Raw genomic sequence first — 18,004 nt, forward strand, 5'->3', positions numbered from 1 at the left:
TCGAGCCCGCTTCGTCACGGTCGGATTGAGATTCGGATCACCGGAGACTTGAACGTCACCGCATCATCATTCCTATTCCCGTCGGAAACATCTTGGAAGGAAAACAAGTCGTTTTCTCTCCATTTTCTATTAGCATGAACATAAAATCCCTCAACATCGATATATGTTTGCGTGCGATCCGAAGGCACGATTTCAGAATACACATATCCGAAGTGGCGGCTGTTTTCCTTGCGCAAAGAATTTTTGATCACATAACCAACAACAGAAGATTGATAAGGCTTATCATCATGTTTTGTGTTGACGTGAGATGCATCCCGATATGTCTTGTAGGAGCTGTAAAGCTTATGATAATCGACAACCGCATTTTCCGTCGTCAAAATTCCGTAAAAATCCGTCTCCTTTTCTTTCGGATCTGCCAGCCATTCGTATGACAAGGTGACGGCATATCGATGCTCTTCTCGATTTAACAAGGAAACAGACATGGTCAATTCCATGATTTTCTTTTTATGATCGGTGTAAATCGTTGATGCGGTGCATAACTTCTGTTTATCGATATTGCATCGGATCATTTGATGATCCGCCTGTTTCTTGAAAATCTCCTTCAACGTTTGCTCATCGAGCTCATTCCATTGATTCGCCGCACTTCTCGCACTAAAAAAATCCATCTCCTCCCGATCCATGTGCCGAATCTCTTCTTTCGTCATCCCAAGCAAAAATAAAGCCGCAATATCCTTGTTTTTGAACTGTTGGTTGACTGTATCATTGGCGTTTTCCGGTTCTCTGATGAGGCTCTCTATCTCTTCTTGATCAAAACCTTGCCTTTTTGCATCCAAATGATGAGCCTGTAAATTCATCTCCTGATGATCGCAGCCAACGAGCGTTGCACACAACAGGAAATAACGGATGATCCGTTTCAACGACACGCCACCTTTCACCGTAGATATCCATTTGCGGCAAATCAAACGCAGCATAGTTTCATCTTGTAAAAGAAATTGCAGCGTTCGGTATTTGGATATAACTTGTTGTTCCTGAAACAGAAATTGACGCTCCTAGTGGCATCGATACACTAAATGATGAGCTCCATCCCGTCTTCATATGAGTATAATTGGCATATGCAGAAGAATTCGTCCCAGAACTCCACACAAATTCAGCATACGTATATCCTGAGTCGTCTTGCGCATGTATCCATTTTCCGTTGTATTGCCAAAATTCTTGGTGAGCAGAAGAATTTCTGTCTAATTTATGAACATATCCTGTAGAAAATTTATATGTCGCACCATTAAAGTATGAAGTTCTTTCTGCTACATAACCATAATTATCATAGTACTCAGTTGTCCAACTTCCAAATATTGATTCATAATCTACAGTCAAAGCATCTTTATGTCCAGTTCCAAATAAGTCAACATGCCGTTCGTTGGAATCGTTGACCCAATCAAAATCGGAAACAATTGCATATTTCGATGAATGGGTGACAGCAACAGTTAGTTTCACCATCGATGATGAGTTTGATCCTTTGCAAGTGTTGTCTGGATCACATAAAGAGGCAATTAATGTTCCGGCTTTAGGATTATTTTTCATTTCGTTATAATATTCCTCTCGCTGTTTTTTATTTCTCTCAAATTCATATTTCGTGATGGGAATTAGTTCCCCATTATTTTCATCGATTTTGAAGTATGAAACATTAACATCTATTAATTCAGGTTCCTCCATATTCTTAAAATGATCCCAATCATTTAGTGTGAAATGCTCAATTCGTTCCTTAGTAAATCCAAAGTGAGCTAAAAATAAGATATCCTTCTTTTTTAGTTTCAAATTTCTTACATTTTTATTTTTAAAATTTATATCCGCTACATCAGATTTATTTGCTTTTAGATCTTTAATATCTTCCTTAGAAAAACCAAGCAGTTCTAACATTTCATTTACATCTTTAGTGTTTTTATCACCAGTTATGGTGCTAGCAGATACCGAAGGTGCTGTAGCTGAAATATAGAGCATTACTAACATAAACAAACTAAATAAAACCTTTTTCATTAAAGCTCCCCCAATCTGAATAGGTATCGTCTGCAACACTTCTTTACTCAACATAGGATTCCATTTGACGTCCTCCAAGTGATCAATGAGAATTCGGTGCCCGAGGAGTTAGTTTCGACCATCCAAGCAGATCATGATTCAACTGGATGTTGAAAGACTATTGTGGGATCGCTTCATGGATTTAGCGCGAGAGAAAGATCGAGTATCCTTTGTGACGCTGTTTATGGCGTATTTAAACTTCTTCACCCGCAAAGCGCGCTCGAAAGCTAGGTGACTGGTCATCACCCCAAAACTGGCGGGTCTTACACGTATGACGGTCCAGCGGACGAAGCTCATTGCGTAGTACAAGCCTTTCTTCAACAAGAGGCTGCCTAACTTTTTTATCCTTCAGGGTTCGTTGAAGCGAAAACCTGCCAGATTCGATAAAACGAGTTCTTGACCAATCAAACACCTCCATAATGTAAAATTTGCTAAATGCAAGAAACGATTTCTCGACAACCTTCTTTTTTGTCCTCGTCGCCTTTGAAGACCTTTTCACACCTTTGGTGGATGTTTTCAATGATGAGTCCAACTCTTGAGATCCTACGATATTCGATGGGATGATTCTTGTGGAGTTTTCATAGAACTTTTGAGGCTACCAACATTTCAATATATATAAGTTGAAATTTTGTTTTACATGGCATTATTCACTCTTCTTGTCACCGTGCCAGCTTGTCAGGTGATAAAGACGGGACATTATGGAGTTAGGAAATTTTTTATTACAACCTATATAGTATTGTTGTCAATTATAAAAAAAAAGATGATTTGTCAATAAGGTCTTCACCAAAAGTTGCACTCGACTCAAACATATCTTTCTTATACCTATCAGGAAAAATGAACAAATCAAGTTTTTGATGCATGGCTGGTGAACTACCCGCCACCTACACTTCGCTTAGAGGTGGAGGCTTCAAGCGACTTGTGCGTGTTTGCTGAACGGTAAGCCACACACAAGAACCCTTTACGCTTCCCTTCATTCCGAAGGTGTCCGTTCTAACCATAGACTATCATATTCGTTGGCGATTGGCAACCGAAATTCATCTCCCGCCTACTCACTGGGCTGTGCCCTTCACGTTCCTTGAGGCGGGAGACTTCTTTCGGAAATTACGTTAAAGAAAGAATCTCGCTTGTCAAGTACATGTTGTGGCGATGAACCAAAACATCAATATTTCCACTAAACGAACCATTGCGATACAACGAAAAAAGGATCGAAGTCACCACCGGCGCGGTCATGATCGGGTTTGGCCTCACATTTCGCACCCTCTCAACGAAAATCGGGAGAATTTTTTCGTTCCGATGTCGAATGAATCCTTGACACACAAGGAAAGTGAAGGAGTTTTTCTCTCATGGATGTGCAAGTCAAAACGGTCTATTGCAATTCTTATTTGAATATCATAAGTGCTCTAGTCAAAAAACTGGACCTCCTCCACTTGATTGACCACCTTGTGCCCGTTGATCCACAGTGCCAAACGCGAGTCAGCGATGCTGTTCAGGCTATCCTCTACAATATGTTCCACGGACGACAAGCCCTTGTTCACTTAGAACGATGGGCTCAGGAGATCGATCTGGAGAAACTCATCCGTTCCGGGCTCCATCCTTCCTGGTTGAATGACGATGCCTTGGCTCGTCACCTCGACCGTCTGTACGAGGCTGGCATTCACAACGTCATCAGCGCTTGCTTGATTCAGATTTACCGGAAAGAAGGCCTTCCTCTCCGAGCCTTTCACGCTGATACGACGGACAAGACCGTTTACGGCGCCTATGAATCGGCCTCGTTAGAAGCCTTACAGATCACACATGGTTACAACCGCCATCATCGTTGGCAAAAACAGATCGGTTTCGGACTGGTCGGCAACGAGGACGGCATCCCGTTTTACGGCGATGTGCACGACGGCAGCCTGCCTGACAAAACGTGGAATTCCCAAGTGAGATCCCGTGTCCATGAACAGCTCAAACAAGCCAAGATCGAAGACGAATGGATTTACGTGGCCGATTCCGCTGCGATGACGAAAGAGACCTTGGCGCAGACGAAAGCCACCAACGCCTTTTTGGTCACCAGGGGCCCTTCGTCGCTTCGGATCGTGAAACGAGCATTAGCGGAGGCCGATTCGCCTCACATCCCGTGGAGCGAACCTTTTGTCTTGGGGGAGAGAAACGGCGCCACGCATCGGGTATGGGAAACGGCCTCGACCTATGAAGGCCATCCCGTACGCTTGATCGTCGTCGAATCGAGCACGCTTGACCAGCGCAAAAGGAAAACGCTCGAAACAGAACGAGTCAAAGAAGCGGAGCTTCTTGCGCAGGAACAAGCCCGTTGGGAGCGCTCCCCGTTTTCGTGCCGGGAAGACGCCGAACAAGCCTTGGCATCCCTCAAGGCATCCCTTCGTCCCCGGTTCCATCGAGTGGAGGCCGTCGTCGAAGAGATCGTGCGTCCGAAAAAACGGCGCGGACGGCCGAAAAAAGGGGCGGAACCGGAAATGGAGACGCTGTACACCCTTCGCCTGAGCGTGGAATTCGACCAAGACGCGTGGGAACAGGCGAGACGGAAAGCGTCCCGGTTTGTTCTCGTCACGACGGTGCCGGAGGAATGGAAGGACCGACGAATGGACGCGAAAGAGATCTTGAAGCTGTATAAAGGGCAGATCTCCGTGGAAATGAACTTCGCTTTTTTGAAAGACCCTTTTTTCACGGATGAGATTGATGTCAAAAAGCCAGAGCGGGTTGCGGTATTGGGTGATTTGTTTCTCTTGGCCTTGGCGATTTACCGCGTCTTTCAGCGCCGAGTGCGTCCATTCATCACACTGGAACGCCCGTTAAAGGGCGCTGGAGGCCGCAAGCTGACCCGTCCAACGGGGCAGGCGATTTTTCAGCTGTTTCAATATGTGAACGTCGTCCTGCTGGAGCTGCCGGATGGGCACATCCAACGCGCACTGGATCGCTCCCTTACCCCGGATCAGCAAAGGATTCTGCAGGGGTTAGGGCTGGATGAGAGCATTTACGTGTAACGTGATACGGAACGACCAGAGATGGTAAAAAAAGGATTACCATCGCTCGTCGTGTTGGTCGGAAAGTTATTCTAAAAAATGAAATAAAAAATCCTTTGTTTTGACTTTGTTAGGGTGCGAAATGTGAGTAATAATCTCGTTCCATATGATAGGTGCCAATCGAAAAAAATTCGTGTTATAGACAAGATGGTCATGGGCCATAAACGAGGATAGCCCCGAGCTGGAGAACACAATCCTGTTCGGCAACGATGAAACCGCCGTTGATGCGATTTGTTGTACATGACGGAATGTTTTTTCCATCTGGCGGATGACCGTCGGCGCCCGTTCCGCCATGTGCGGCCAGTCAGCCGGGTAGGTGATCTCATATCCTAGATCGACGAGTTGATGCCCTTGCCCTTTGATCAAGGTGACCGCTTGCGCTTTCCCATAGAACCACACGATGTAAAAGAGCGAAACGATTTGAACAAGCATGAACACTTCATGAAGGATATCCCCATAACTCTCCATATTGTAAGGATCGGTAAAAAATAGTGTAAACCGTACGGTCAGCAAAAGAAAAAACGAGAAACTAGCACCAATGTATAACTTGCTTTTCAACAATCGTTTCCAATAAAAAAACAGCCATTTCCATCTCATCGTCAATCAACCGCTTTCTTTCCAAGAAGTTGACAAAAGAAAAATGCGGTCAGGGATCGCCGCATTCCTTTTTAGGCGTATCCCCTGACTCCCTCATCATCCGGATTCAGGCTATTTGACGGTAATGGTCACGTATCCTCTTGAGCCAACCGTTTGACCAACAATTTGGCCATAATATTCATCGTCTTTGGTTGGTGGAAAACTGCGCGTTTCTTCTTGCCTAGGATTGAGCCAGTTGGTGGAAGCGATGACGCTGTCGGACCACCAATTGATCAATTTGTAAGCATAGCCTCTCGTTTGGATGGGAAGCCGTTATTTGCCGCCAAACGTCAATGATCCCCTGTCTGCTTTTATTGAGGTTTCCGATCTCCTTTGCTGATCCAGACAATGGTGATGAATGCTGCTAGAAAGATGGACAGCGTTAACATGATGAATTTGTTGATGAGCATCGGTCCCCAAACCGGCGTCTCGAACAAAAAGATATGCGGCCAGGGCATGAACGTTCCTAATGTGGCTACTTCAAGCACCGTATAAATAAAAATGACTGTCAGTGCGATATTGGTGTTTTTTGTAAGAACAAGGGAGGCAGTGCTGAAAAATAGGTAAAAGAACGTCAATAGAATGAAATGAATGAGATTCAAAAAAGACAAAGAAGAAACTCCATATTTCCACATGAATGCCCCGCTTAGCACGACAACCCCCAACAAATGGATGAAAGAATAACGTACAATATCGATCCAAACCCATTGCCTATAGTAAGGGACAAGCGTCTCTTGCGCTCCGTCTTCATACAGTTCGCCGAACCGATAGATGAGGCACCAGCCGGAAAACGGGATGAACAGCCCTTGGATGATAATCACATTGTCGTAAATACTTGGCGATTTGCGGGGAACAAACAAAATAAGCAACAGCGATAGGATGAACATCGCTGGTGGAACAAAAAATGCTCCACCCATTGTCTTGCGGTCAAACACGAATGCGGTTCGCATCCATTCGATGTAAGCTTTCATCTTGGTTCCCCTCTCCTGACAACAGCCAAATAGCCGTCGATCAATCGCGGCGCCACCCGTCTCCCCCCTGTTCCCCCGTTTTTGGAGAATACTCGCGCGTGAATGCCATCCTCTTCTTCGAGAAGCTGCACCACTTCTCTCGTTGCGATCAAGTCATCCAATTCTTCGGGGTGTATGCAATATTCCCATACGCAGCCTTTTGCGCGGGACTTCAGCTCAGACGGCGTGCCTTCAAACAACACTTGCCCTTGTTTTAAAACCCCAATTTTGGTGCACAAAAACTCAATGTCTTCCACAATGTGCGAAGAAATGACAATCGTATGCTCGGAACCAAGCTGTTTGAGCAGATGGCGAAAGCGGATTCGCTCTTCAATATCCAAGCCGGCAGTCGGCTCGTCAAACAGCAAGATGGACGGCTTTCGCGTCAATAAATGAGCAATTCCCACCCGTCGCCGCATTCCGCCGGACAGCTCGGACATCTTTTTCGTCTCATGGCCGTTCAAGTTCACTTTTTGAATTGCTTCGGCAACGGCCGCGTGCCGTTCGCCTTTGTCCATCATTCCTTGCAATAAAGCGAGATGGTCAAGCGCTTCTTCGACCGTAATGTTTGGATAGACCATGAAATCTTGCGGCAAATAACCGATCCGTTCATGAGCTTTCACATATTTTCCTTTGGTGCAGCTTCGTTCGTCGATCGCCACCTGCCCTTCATCCATGGGTGTCAAGCCGGCCAATATTTTCATCAATGTCGTCTTGCCGGCTCCGTTCGGTCCGACTAACCCGTAAATCCCTTCCATGCAAAGCGATACGTTCGATAAAATGAGTTGTTTTTTGATTCGTTTCGTGACGCTGGATACATGGATCATGTTTGTCCCTCCTGAACCATGCGGATGAGTTGTATCACTTTCTCCCAGTTGCCATCTGCTCCTTCCCTCATTTGTTTGTACCATAAAGCCAAAAATGTTTGTTTTTTCTCATCGGATAAGCGTTCATACTCCCCAGACAGCTGCCTCAGCACTTCCTCTGTTTTCCCGTCAGGAGAGTTGACTGACAAAGTCAAATCAAACGTCAAATCTCCTCCGGAATAGGGAAGGGCTAATTGTTGTTGGAACCATCTTGCCAGCAACGCTTGAAACACTTCTTTTTGCATCGATGAATGTGCTCCCCTCCAAAGAAGTCCTTCTGTTATGATTTCCGGCAAATACATCAATGTTCCTTCTTGGGAGCGAAGGGAATATGGCGTATCAATTTGAAGAAGCAAATGATCGCTGCTATATACGCTCCGTTGTTCACCATGGGGAGCGAGCAACACGATGTTCGTCGGCAACTTTGCCTCTTTTAAATCGAACATCTGCACGATGTCATGGTGGATGCGCCGTACATGACGTTCGAAAACCGGCCAATCCCGCTCAAGATTCGGCCAATCGGCGGGGTGCACGATCTGCCACGGCCCGATTTTTTCCTTCACAAACATTCCCGCTACGGCTGTAATGCCGCCGGACACAACTCCTTCGTACGTTCCGTCGCTTCGGCGCGGCAAATTCGTATAAAACGGCGCCGTTCCGTGAAACGACAACGTATAGCGGATCGGATGGCTCGGTTGCATCGATACAGGCACCGGACTGGAATGAACGTTCACAAAGGCAAACGGCGCATGTTCGGCTTTTGTCGGCACCCAGCTGAAATCGCTCGGCAAAAACAAATAGTGCGGTGAAATCGGAATTTGCGCGGAATCGTTCATTTGATACTCAAATGTCCATTCGTCGGTCAAGCGATTGGGTGAACGTTTGACCGTGATGACATCCCCCTGTTGAATAAACGGCAACTGTTTTCCGGTTTGATCAGTGATTTGCTTCAGAGAAAAATGATGATAAAGCACGAACGACAGCGTGTCGCCCCGAATTTGTCGCAAGGTCACTTTCACTTTCGAATGGACACCGTTTTTGGCCTCCAGCTGAATGTCGTACCGTTCAATCGAATAGTGCAATGTGCTTGGTTGGATGGTTGGATCATGAGTTTGATAGTAAACATTTTCTTGAGCCAAATCAGCGTAGCTAAACACCAGTTTGCTTCCTGTGAAAATATGCGGAAACAACCAAGCATCACCCGACAAAAGCAAAGCAACGCCCATGATAATGGCCGACTTCTCCTTTGTCGTGCGGGCCGTTTTCCAAAGAATGGCCCATACCGCCATCATCGACGTTAGAATCCAAAACAATAGTTTCATGTACGTCGGAAGGCTGACATTGTATCCAACGACGTCACGAAATACATCGTCCATATTCAACGGACCGATGTAGAACAAACTACGGATGTCGGAAAAGGGGATGGGATGGAAATAACGGGAAAACAATTGTGTATTCATCGGGCCGATTGCCAGCCAAATGACCATCATCCAGGCAAAGCTTAATCGATTTTTCCCAAACAATAGAGCAGTGAAAATACCAAGAAAAAAGGCAAATATGAACGGCAACAACCAATACGCCGCAATGTACGACGCCGTTTCGGTATACAACGAAGAAAAGGGAAGACCCCATGTGCGGTAAAATTGCCATACAAGTGCAACTTGAAGACTGGTGAAAAATGAAAGAAACAGCAAGTGATTCACAAACAAGGCGGCGATTTTCAACGCTGTGATGCGCAGTGAACCGGCAAACAAAAGATTGGCGCCAAATCGGTATTCATCAGAGAACAACTTGTAAAAAAACACCATAAACAGCAGCATTGTCGCTTGGACGATTAACGTCATTTCCCCGACAAAATTTCCATAATCCGTCTTGCCAAAGGAATCGTACTGGCGAATGAGAAAGCGCATCATCAGCATGATGAACCAAAATGTGTATGCTCCCATATAGAGAATGCTTTTTCCCATCTGTTTGGCGTAAAACCACGATAGGCGAGTAAACAACATCATAGGGGATCACTCCATTTTTCAGCATGGTCGCATCCATCAACGATAAAAGGAAGCAAGCGTAAAACTGTTCTAAGTCTTCGAAGTCAAAGTGTTTCGTCGGCTGATCGAAAATGAATACTGTGCGATTTAGCGACTGTCCAAGAGAAACAAGATAAATCAGCCGTTGAAACATCGTCAATGAATCGACGGATGCATGGGAAGAGAGGCGATATTTTTTCCATAGCGCCGATTGCTGAAAACGACGATTCAGCCATATCGAAATATCTTGCAAACGATAGTTTCTCCACAGTTGGTGGTAGTTCTCAGGAATCACGAAAAATACGGTTTTATTCGGTTTTCCTTTTGCTGCCTGTTCATCGAAATGGATTTCCCCTTCATCGATAGGATGAAAGCCGGCAAGCGCTTTGGCGACAATATCTGTGCGAATGTGATTTTTGGCTAGAATGATGGATTGGGAAGGAAGATTGACGGAACAATGATGCAAAATAAGTTGGCGATGGTGCTTGAGGGTCACATTTTTTAATTCCATCATTTGTCTCCTTCCCCCCTTTCTTGCGCTAGTTGAATCAATATGTTTTCTTTTTCTTTTATGGATAGTGCCATGTAGTGCTCCCACGTTGTTGAGTCGATGGAGGATTTTTCCGCTATTCTGTTTCCATATCCGATAGATGGAATATGTAGTTTTTCCATTAAATACAAGCCGACAAAGAGACTGATCTGTTCGTTTTCGAACAATCGGTATGGGATGAAAAACGCAGCCAACTCCTGAATATGTTTGGTTGCCGGAGTGCCATTGACGTCCAAGAACGGATCAACATAAAACGTGTAGATTCCGTCAGCCACCGTGCTGTCGTAGAGCGAAAGGTTTGTGGTGTTGATGCTTTTTGGGATGATTGAGACTCTCTTGACTTCTTTTGTGCAATAATCTGTATTTGCAAGATCCGGAAACAAGTGGCATAGCTCATTGCGGATGGAAACGAGTTGATGCTTCAATTCCATATAATTTCTTGTTGTAGTGAGAAATGGTTTATAAACAAGGAAACGAGTATGTTGCACTTGAATTGGTTTGTAAGGACCGTTGATCACGGAGAGACAAGGGAGATGGTCCCCATGCCAACGGTACTTTTCCTTTCCGACAATCATGTTGACTCGTGTGCATGTTTTCGTTTCTACATTGGAGTGAAGCGTTCCGGATGAGTCGATATCGTAAAGCGTTGAATCCATGGACTGCGGATACCAGTTGGCTTCAAACGGCAACAACGTGACGCCCGATGTCAACGGATAAAAGGTTGAGCCGAACGTATGTCGATAATAGATCGTCATGGATGGAGCACCGTTGGTCTGCACCTGAACAACGTTTCCTTGTTGTTGAAAGGGCAAACGCTTCCCTCCGCCTTGGATGTGATCGATTTGAAATTGCTCGTTGATCGAAAAACGAACGGTGTGTTCTTTCGGATGCAGAGAGAGTGTGGCTTTGATCGGATACGTGGATTTCGGATTCACCTCGATCTCCTTGATTTTCCAATATCCATGCAACGGGATGTTCTTGGTTTGATCCTGATGTTTGACTTGTTGATAGAGTTTGGCGTCGTTTGCCAACAGAATGTCATCCAACATTTTGTATATAAGATCCATTCCGCTGGATTGATCGTATGGGGATTGAGACAAACAAACATCAAAACCCCAGAAAATGCGAGTATGAAAATAGTTTCGGCTTTTAAGCGGGACGCCATTCTTGACATGAACACCCATTTCATATGGAATGCCCTCTCTAATCATGAATTTGAAATGTTTGTAAAATTCAATGGCATTATAAAAAAAAAGAATATGTCAACCTTTTACATGGAATTTCACAGTATATTCACAAATAATAGGAAAATCGTATTGTCATGATGACGATTTTTGGCAAATTTTGCGTCTTTAGGTGTAGGAGTGTCGTTTGTGCGACGTGCTTTTTTCGACGCGCTGAACGAAGACATCAAGCGTCAAATCGAGCGTGATGGGAAAACGATTTATGAGAAATCTTTATCGTGAGCCGCATCCCCTTTGCGTCCAGGGCGGTCTGCTTCAAAGTTGGGAAGCAGCCGTCTTTTTTTGCGTCCCTACGGCTGCCTCGAGCAGACGGGCCGTCCATTTTTCCGGAACGGCTTGCATGTGAGGCAAGTATGGCCCGTTTTTTCTTGCATCGAAAGCGCCGTCATCGGTACAATGAAGTCGGCAAACGTTGGCAAAGGGGAACTGCACGTCATGAAAATCGGCTATCGAACGCTAAAAACTGCCGTCGGCGCGGCGTTGGCGATTGTCATCACCCAATGGCTTGGGTTGCACAATTTTGCTTCTGCCGGCATTATCGTCATTTTGTGCGTGCAAGTGACGAAAAAGCGGTCGCTCGAGACCGCCCGGGCGCGTTTTGCGGCGTGCGTCGTCGCGATCGGGTTTGCGGCGTTGTTTTTTACCGTCTTCGGCTATTATCCGTGGACGATTGGGCTGTTGCTGCTTTTGTTTATTCCCGTGACGGTTCGGCTGAAAATAAACGAAGGCATTGCGACAAGCTCGGTCATTATTTTGCATTTGTATGCGGCCAAGGAAATGACGTGGGGATTGGTCGCCAATGAACTGTTGTTGGTGGCTGTCGGCATCGGGGTGGCGCTCATCGTCAATATGTACATGCCGAGCGCCGAGAAGCAGCTCAAAGAGTACCAGCGCATTGTCGAAGATTTGTTCCGCATCATTTTAAAAGAAATCGTCCGCTACTTGCGCACGAATGAACTCGATTGGGACGGAAAAGAGCTGCCGCTCGCCGCGGAGGCGCTCGACAAAGCGAAAAAGCTCGCCATGCGCCACGCTGACAATCAATTATGGCGGAATGAAGATGAATATGTTCGCTACTTCCGCATGCGCGAGCGGCAGTTGGAAATCATCGAGCATATGCTTCCGCTTGTGACGTCGCTCACGTACACGGTTGAGCAGCGGATGATGATCGCCGATTTTATCGATGAATTAAGCGACGCCATTCACCCGGGGAATACGGCGGACCGCTTTTTGCGGCGTCTTGCTGAGATGCGCGAACAGTTTAAAGCGATGCCGCTGCCAAAAACGCGCGAGCAGTTTGAAGAGCGGGCGGCGTTGTTTCAGCTGATGCGGGAATTTGAGCGATATTTAATCATCAAAAGCGAATTCCACCCCGGAAACGAACGAAAACGGCAGCGGCTGAAGGCATGATGCAGGGCATATGTCCATCCGTTTTGGCGCACACTATGGCCAAACATCAGTAAAGGATGAAATTCGCATGCGGATACGGTTGGCCATTTGCCTAGCGACGATGATCGTGATGTTGGGGGTGCCTTTCCAGACGGCGTCGGAGGCGAAGCCGCTTGTGATTGTGAACAAAGCGATCAATAAGCTGGCGCTCGTCCGCGACGGCCGCATCGAAGCCGTTTATCCAGGGGCGACCGGGGTGAACGCGGCATTGACGCCGGAAGGAATGTTCACCGTGACGGTGAAGGCGAAAAACCCGTATTATCGGAAAAAGAACATTCCGGGCGGAGCGCCGAACAACCCGCTCGGCACAAGGTGGATCGGCTTTGACGCGCGCGGGACGGACGGGCGCACGTACGGCATTCACGGCACGAACAACCCGGCGTCGATCGGCGGCTACGTTTCGCAAGGCTGTGTGCGCATGCACAACCGCGATGTCGAGCATTTGTATGAACGGGTGCCGATCGGCGCCCGTGTGCTCATTCTCCGCAGCAATGAATCGTTTTATGCCATCGCCAAACGGTACGGCGCCGTCCAATAAAAAACGCAAGCTTCCGGTTTCGGAGCTTGCGTTTTTTGCCGGGTTAAAACCACATGCTGATGCCGGCGAGGAGCGTCGTCAGCAGCATGCAAATAAGCATTACGTACACGATGAATTTTTGCGTTTTCCGCGACAACGGCCCGTCCTCCTTCCGTCCGCTGTTCTACGTTTATTGTACCGACAAACGACGGGGCGGACAAGGAAAAATGCACGATGCCAAGCGAACTGATCCAAGGCTCGACCGTTGCGCGGACAAAGAAAAACAAAAAAGCAGGATTTTTTGTCGAAACGGCGAATAATAAAACGTTGGCCTCATCATTTTGCAGCAAAGGAGACCAAGACGATGAAGGTGAAAAAAGTCGACCATATCGGCATTGCCGTCCGCTCGATCGAGAAAGCGCTTCCGTTTTATACGGATGTGCTCGGCCTGCCGTTTCTCGGCATCGAGGAAGTCGAGTCGGAGCAGGTGAAAGTGGCGTTTTTGCAGGCGGGAGAGGCGAAAATTGAACTTCTTGAGCCGCTGTCGCCAGAGAGCGCGGTGGCGAAATTTATCGAAAAGCGCGGCGAAGGGATTCATCATGTGGCGCTTGGGGTGGAAGACATCACCGAGCGCATCCGCGAGCTGAAAGAGCATGGCATCCGCATGATTCAAGATGCGCCGAAACGAGGCGCCGGCGGGGCGTGGGTCGCGTTCATGCACCCGAAATCGACCGGCGGCGTGTTGTATGAACTTTGTGAACGGACGAAAACGGAGGGACACCAATGAGCGACATGTACGATAAAATCAACGAACTGTACGACCGCCGGCGCGAGATTGAACTGGGCGGCGGCGATGAGAAAATTGAACAGCAGCACGCGAAAGGGAAGCTGACGGCGCGCGAGCGGATTGATTTGCTGTTGGACGAAGGGACGTTTGTCGAGCTCAATCCGTTCATCGAGCACCGCTGCACCGATTTTGGCCTTGGCGAAAAGAAGGGGCCGGGCGATGGGGTGGTGACCGGCTACGGGAAGATCAACGGCCGCACCGTATTTGTCTTCTCCCAAGATTTCACTGTCTTCGGCGGGGCGCTTGGGGAAATGCACGCGAAAAAAATTGCGAACATCATGGATTTGGCGGCGAAAACCGGGGCGCCGGTCATCGGTTTGAACGATTCGGGCGGCGCCCGCATTCAAGAAGGGGTGTTGTCGCTTGACGGGTACGGACACATTTTTTACCGCAACGCCATTTATTCGGGTGTCATCCCGCAAATTTCTGTCATTATGGGGCCGTGCGCCGGCGGGGCCGTCTATTCGCCAGCCATCACCGATTTTGTGTTCATGGTCGAAAAAACGAGCCAAATGTTCATCACCGGTCCGAAAGTGATTGAAGCGGTGACCGGGGAGAAAATCAGCGCCGAAGATTTAGGCGGCGCCCGCGTGCACAACACGATCAGCGGCAACGCCCACTTTGCGGCAGCGAATGAAGAGGAGGCGCTCGCCGAGGTGCGACGGCTCTTGGGCTATTTGCCGTCCAACAACAACGAAAAGCCGCCGTTCGGCCCGATTCCGGACGGGGACGACTATCGCCCCGATTTGGCCGATGTCGTGCCGATTGACGCCGTCCGCCCGTACGATGTGCGCCACGTCATCGCCCAAGTCGTCGATGACGGTTCGTTTATGGAAGTGCAAAAAGATTTCGCGAAAAACATCGTGATCGGCTTTGCCCGCATTAAAGGCGAAGTGGTCGGGCTTGTGTGCAACCAGCCGAAGTTTATGGCCGGCGGGCTTGACATTGATTCGTCCGACAAGGCGGCGCGGTTTATCCGCTTTTGCGATTCGTTCAACATCCCGATCATTACGTTTGAGGACGTCACCGGCTTTTTCCCGGGCGTCAAGCAGGAGCACGGCGGCATCATCCGCCATGGGGCGAAAATTTTGTACGCCTACTCGGAAGCAACGGTGCCGAAAATTACGGTCATTTTGCGTAAAGCATACGGCGGCGCGTACGTTGCCTTAAACAGCAAATCGATCGGCGCCGATGTCGTCTATGCGTGGCCGAACGCTGAAGTGGCCGTCATGGGGCCGCAAGGGGCGGCGAACATCATTTTCGCGAGCGAAATTGAAAAAAGTCCGAATCCGGAAGAAACGAGGGCGCAAAAAATTGCCGAATACCGCGAGAAATTCGCCAATCCGTACGTCGCCGCGAAATACGGCATGATCGATGACGTCATCGATCCGCGCGACACGAGAATCAAGCTCATTCAGGCGCTCGAGATGCTTCGAAATAAGCACGAAGAACGGCCGAAGAGAAAGCATGGCAATATTCCGCTGTAAACGAACGGGGGCCGAGGGGCCCCTTTTTGTTTCCTGTTTGCGAGGAAATTCATGCGCGTCAGGGGCGTTCCCATCGCTCTTCCCCTACGGCCCCACATTGGATCCGTCCGCGGCGGCCCGGGACAGGCGCGTGTCGATGCGTCCTGAACGTGCGGGGCGTGTGCGGCCGGTTTGGCTCTTGGTGGAACATTTCGGTATACTTGAGGTGGAATACATAGACGGGAGGAAGAAAACCATGGTGAATGAACAGCGTCTTGTCGATGAATTTTTAGAGCTCGTGCAAATCGACTCGGAAACGAAGCATGAGGGAGCCATCGCCAAAGTGTTGAAACAAAAATTTGAAGCGCTCGGCCTTGAGGTGATCGAAGACGATGCGGCCGCGAAAACGGGGCATGGGGCGGGCAACTTGATTTGCACGCTCGCGGCGACGAAAGACGGGGTCGACCCGATTTACTTCACGTCGCATATGGATACGGTCGTGCCGGGCAAAGGGGTGAAACCATCGATTCAAGACGGCTATGTCGTCACCGACGGGACGACGATTTTAGGCGCGGACGATAAAGCGGGCTTGGCGGCGATGTTGGAAGCGATTCGCGTGTTGAACGAGCAAAACATCCCACACGGCGTGATCCAGTTTATCATCACTGTCGGCGAAGAGTCGGGGCTTGTCGGGGCGAAGGCGCTTGACCCGTCGCTCATTCAAGCGAAATACGGCTATGCGTTGGACAGCGACGGAAAAGTCGGCAACATCGTCGTCGCCGCGCCGACGCAGGCGAAGCTGAAAGTGGTGGTGCACGGCAAAACGGCGCACGCCGGCGTCGCACCGGAGCGAGGGGTTTCCGCCATTACGATTGCGGCGAAAGCGATCGCGAAAATGCCGCTCGGCCGCATCGACGAAGAAACAACGGCCAACATCGGCCGCTTCGAGGGCGGCACGCAAACGAACATCGTCTGCGACCGCGTCGATATTTTAGCCGAAGCCCGCTCGCTTGTCCCAGAAAAAATGGAAGCGCAAGTGGCGAAAATGAAAGAGGCGTTTGAAACGGTCGCCGCGGAAATGGGAGGCCGCGCCGATGTCGAGGTGGAAGTGATGTACCCGGGCTTTACGTTCAGCGACGGCGACCATGTCGTGGAAATTGCCAAACGGGCGGCGGCGAAAATCGGCCGGCCGTGCAAGCTCGAGCGAAGCGGCGGCGGCAGCGATGCCAACATCATCGCTGGCTTCGGCATTCCGACGGTCAACCTCGCTGTCGGCTATGAAGAAATTCATACGACGAACGAGCGGATGCCGATTGAAGAATTGGTCAAACTGACGGAAATGGTCATCGCCATTGTCGAAGAAGTCGCCAATGCCGGGTGAGCATCCGGGCGCTGGATGCTCTTTTTTCTTTCAACGTTGAAATGCAGTGGAAAACAACCTGGAATCGGCCGATAAAAAAAGCAGAATGCCAATCACGAAAGAGGTGGCGGGGGATGGACAAATACGTGGTCTTTCGCGTCGAGCGGGAACAGTACGCCGTCTCGATCGCGTATGTTGTCTCGATTGAAAAAATGACGGCGCCGACCGCCGTGCCGCATATGCCGAACGCCATGGCGGGCGTCGCACGCATCCGCGGTGAGCTCGTGCCGGTGCTTGATATGCGAAAGCTCCTATACGGGCGGACGATCGAAGAAACCGAGCAGACGCGTCTTGTCGTCGCCGCGGTCGACGGGTTGTCGGTCGCGTTTATCGTCGATGAAGCGAAGGAAATCGTGGATATTGAGCCCGGGGCGATCAAGCCGCTGCAACTCGTATCTGCGGAGCGCACGCCGTATGTTGTCGGGATCGCGACGATGCCTGAGCGGCTGCTGACGGTGCTTGATCCGCGCGTGTTGTTTGCCCATTTGGAGGAAGCGGACGCGATTCGCGAGCAAGTGGCTGCCGCCCAGGCCGCGGCCCAGGCGATCCAAGAAGGAGAGACGGTATAGGTGTTTGCCTATACCGTTTTTTCTTCCGCGCATATCCTAACCATGGAAATAAACTTTACCGATGAAGAGGAGGCGCATTCCATGGTTCGACCGTTTGGCCCTTATATGGGCGGCTTTTACCCGCCGTACTTTGGCGGCTACGGCCACTATCCGTATGGCTACTATCCTTATTGGCACGGAGGCTACGGCGGCTATCACCACTTTCCATACGGGATGCATGACGGCCACTATCCGTTTTCGTCGTACGGCTTCCCGCACTATGGCGGCTACTAAGCATGAGGGGCGTTACGCC

General features: G+C 48.9%; 15 protein-coding genes and 3 pseudogenes. 8 read left to right on the forward strand and 10 right to left on the reverse strand.

The genetic code is table 11. From position 1 onward, the window contains the following. Positions 1-14 precede the first annotated feature (14 nt). Together BJQ97_RS06055 and BJQ97_RS06060 are read right to left on the reverse strand one after the other, a co-directional pair. A complete protein-coding gene (locus BJQ97_RS06055) occupies positions 15-923 on the reverse strand; it encodes a hypothetical protein (protein WP_236567349.1) in 909 nt (302 codons plus the stop codon). Between the two features lie 52 nt (positions 924-975). Further along, positions 976-2,031: a hypothetical protein gene (locus tag BJQ97_RS06060; RefSeq protein WP_160155892.1), complete on the reverse strand. Its 1,056-nt coding sequence runs from the start codon at positions 2,029-2,031 to the stop codon at positions 976-978. Positions 2,032-3,413: 1,382 nt separating this feature from the next. On the opposite strand from BJQ97_RS06060, the gene BJQ97_RS06065 reads away from it, so the two are divergent. Continuing rightward, positions 3,414-5,072, forward strand: coding sequence for an IS1634 family transposase (locus BJQ97_RS06065; protein ID WP_160155893.1), 1,659 nt, complete (start codon positions 3,414-3,416; stop codon positions 5,070-5,072). 109 nt (positions 5,073-5,181) lie between these two features. Here BJQ97_RS06065 and BJQ97_RS18050 read toward each other — a convergent pair. The 7 genes and pseudogenes from BJQ97_RS18050 to BJQ97_RS06095 all read right to left on the reverse strand — a co-directional run. Further along, positions 5,182-5,504, reverse strand: a pseudogene (locus BJQ97_RS18050) (ABC transporter permease); the annotation flags it as partial. Positions 5,505-5,819: 315 nt separating this feature from the next. Then, a complete protein-coding gene (locus BJQ97_RS17345) occupies positions 5,820-5,984 on the reverse strand; it encodes a hypothetical protein (RefSeq protein WP_201451664.1) in 165 nt (54 codons plus the stop codon). A 74-nt stretch (positions 5,985-6,058) separates the two neighbouring features. Next, the gene (locus BJQ97_RS06075) at positions 6,059-6,718 is read right to left on the reverse strand and encodes a hypothetical protein (RefSeq protein WP_160155894.1); all 660 of its coding nucleotides are present in this window, start codon (positions 6,716-6,718) and stop codon (positions 6,059-6,061) included. Then, complete coding sequence (locus BJQ97_RS06080) at positions 6,715-7,584, reverse strand: ABC transporter ATP-binding protein (protein ID WP_160155895.1); 870 nt, start codon at positions 7,582-7,584, stop codon at positions 6,715-6,717. The genes BJQ97_RS06075 and BJQ97_RS06080 overlap by 4 nt, the downstream gene beginning before the upstream one ends. Then, on the reverse strand, positions 7,581-9,467 hold the full coding sequence (locus BJQ97_RS06085) for an LTA synthase family protein (protein WP_236567133.1): 1,887 nt from the start codon (positions 9,465-9,467) through the stop codon (positions 7,581-7,583). The genes BJQ97_RS06080 and BJQ97_RS06085 overlap by 4 nt, the downstream gene beginning before the upstream one ends. Before the next feature lie 223 nt (positions 9,468-9,690). After that, positions 9,691-10,164, reverse strand: a pseudogene (locus BJQ97_RS18055) (hypothetical protein); the annotation flags it as partial. Further along, positions 10,161-11,246: pseudogene (locus BJQ97_RS06095) on the reverse strand (hypothetical protein); the annotation flags it as partial. The pseudogenes BJQ97_RS06095 and BJQ97_RS18055, both read right to left, overlap by 4 nt. Before the next feature lie 633 nt (positions 11,247-11,879). Between BJQ97_RS06095 and BJQ97_RS06105 the strand changes: the two are divergent. Beyond that, positions 11,880-12,854, forward strand: a complete 975-nt coding sequence (locus tag BJQ97_RS06105) for an aromatic acid exporter family protein (protein WP_160157550.1) — start codon at positions 11,880-11,882, stop codon at positions 12,852-12,854. Between the two features lie 67 nt (positions 12,855-12,921). Continuing rightward, on the forward strand, positions 12,922-13,431 hold the full coding sequence (locus BJQ97_RS06110) for a L,D-transpeptidase (RefSeq protein WP_160155897.1): 510 nt from the start codon (positions 12,922-12,924) through the stop codon (positions 13,429-13,431). A gap of 43 nt (positions 13,432-13,474) precedes the next feature. Here the strand turns inward: BJQ97_RS06110 and prli42 are convergent, their stop codons facing one another. Then, positions 13,475-13,567, reverse strand: a complete 93-nt coding sequence (prli42, locus tag BJQ97_RS06115; RefSeq protein WP_020755294.1) for a stressosome-associated protein Prli42 — start codon at positions 13,565-13,567, stop codon at positions 13,475-13,477. A gap of 207 nt (positions 13,568-13,774) precedes the next feature. Here prli42 and mce point away from each other — a divergent pair, with 207 nt between their 5' ends. The 5 genes from mce (at position 13,775) to BJQ97_RS06140 (ending at position 17,985) form a co-directional block, all read left to right on the forward strand. Then, on the forward strand, positions 13,775-14,197 hold the full coding sequence (mce, locus tag BJQ97_RS06120) for a methylmalonyl-CoA epimerase (RefSeq protein ID WP_160155898.1): 423 nt from the start codon (positions 13,775-13,777) through the stop codon (positions 14,195-14,197). Continuing rightward, positions 14,194-15,744, forward strand: coding sequence for an acyl-CoA carboxylase subunit beta (locus tag BJQ97_RS06125; RefSeq protein ID WP_160155899.1), 1,551 nt, complete (start codon positions 14,194-14,196; stop codon positions 15,742-15,744). The genes mce and BJQ97_RS06125 overlap by 4 nt, the downstream gene beginning before the upstream one ends. 235 nt (positions 15,745-15,979) lie before the next feature. Beyond that, the gene (locus tag BJQ97_RS06130; protein ID WP_160155900.1) at positions 15,980-17,104 is read left to right on the forward strand and encodes a tripeptidase T; all 1,125 of its coding nucleotides are present in this window, start codon (positions 15,980-15,982) and stop codon (positions 17,102-17,104) included. A 113-nt stretch (positions 17,105-17,217) separates the two neighbouring features. After that, a complete protein-coding gene (locus BJQ97_RS06135) occupies positions 17,218-17,712 on the forward strand; it encodes a chemotaxis protein CheW (protein ID WP_044730911.1) in 495 nt (164 codons plus the stop codon). 81 nt (positions 17,713-17,793) lie between these two features. Beyond that, on the forward strand, positions 17,794-17,985 hold the full coding sequence (locus BJQ97_RS06140) for a hypothetical protein (RefSeq protein ID WP_160155901.1): 192 nt from the start codon (positions 17,794-17,796) through the stop codon (positions 17,983-17,985). The last annotated feature ends 19 nt before the right edge of the window (positions 17,986-18,004 follow it).

It is taken from the genome of Geobacillus sp. TFV-3, assembly GCF_009901865.1.
Classification (GTDB): domain Bacteria; phylum Bacillota; class Bacilli; order Bacillales; family Anoxybacillaceae; genus Geobacillus; species Geobacillus thermoleovorans_A.

Excerpts from the sequence above, each read along its gene's own strand:
- BJQ97_RS06105 (WP_160157550.1), top strand. The coding sequence starts at position 11,880 with ATGAAAATCGGCTATCGAACGCTAAAAACTGCCGTCGGCGCGGCGTTG.
- BJQ97_RS06060 (WP_160155892.1), bottom strand. The coding sequence starts at position 2,031 with ATGAAAAAGGTTTTATTTAGTTTGTTTATGTTAGTAATGCTCTATATT.
- BJQ97_RS06075 (WP_160155894.1), bottom strand. The coding sequence starts at position 6,718 with ATGAAAGCTTACATCGAATGGATGCGAACCGCATTCGTGTTTGACCGC.
- BJQ97_RS06065 (WP_160155893.1), top strand. The coding sequence starts at position 3,414 with ATGGATGTGCAAGTCAAAACGGTCTATTGCAATTCTTATTTGAATATC.
- BJQ97_RS06135 (WP_044730911.1), top strand. The coding sequence starts at position 17,218 with ATGGACAAATACGTGGTCTTTCGCGTCGAGCGGGAACAGTACGCCGTC.
- BJQ97_RS06085 (WP_236567133.1), bottom strand. The coding sequence starts at position 9,467 with ATGACGTTAATCGTCCAAGCGACAATGCTGCTGTTTATGGTGTTTTTT.
- BJQ97_RS06080 (WP_160155895.1), bottom strand. The coding sequence starts at position 7,584 with ATGATCCATGTATCCAGCGTCACGAAACGAATCAAAAAACAACTCATT.
- BJQ97_RS06130 (WP_160155900.1), top strand. The coding sequence starts at position 15,980 with ATGGTGAATGAACAGCGTCTTGTCGATGAATTTTTAGAGCTCGTGCAA.
- BJQ97_RS06110 (WP_160155897.1), top strand. The coding sequence starts at position 12,922 with ATGCGGATACGGTTGGCCATTTGCCTAGCGACGATGATCGTGATGTTG.
- mce (WP_160155898.1), top strand. The coding sequence starts at position 13,775 with ATGAAGGTGAAAAAAGTCGACCATATCGGCATTGCCGTCCGCTCGATC.
- BJQ97_RS06125 (WP_160155899.1), top strand. The coding sequence starts at position 14,194 with ATGAGCGACATGTACGATAAAATCAACGAACTGTACGACCGCCGGCGC.
- BJQ97_RS06140 (WP_160155901.1), top strand. The coding sequence starts at position 17,794 with ATGGTTCGACCGTTTGGCCCTTATATGGGCGGCTTTTACCCGCCGTAC.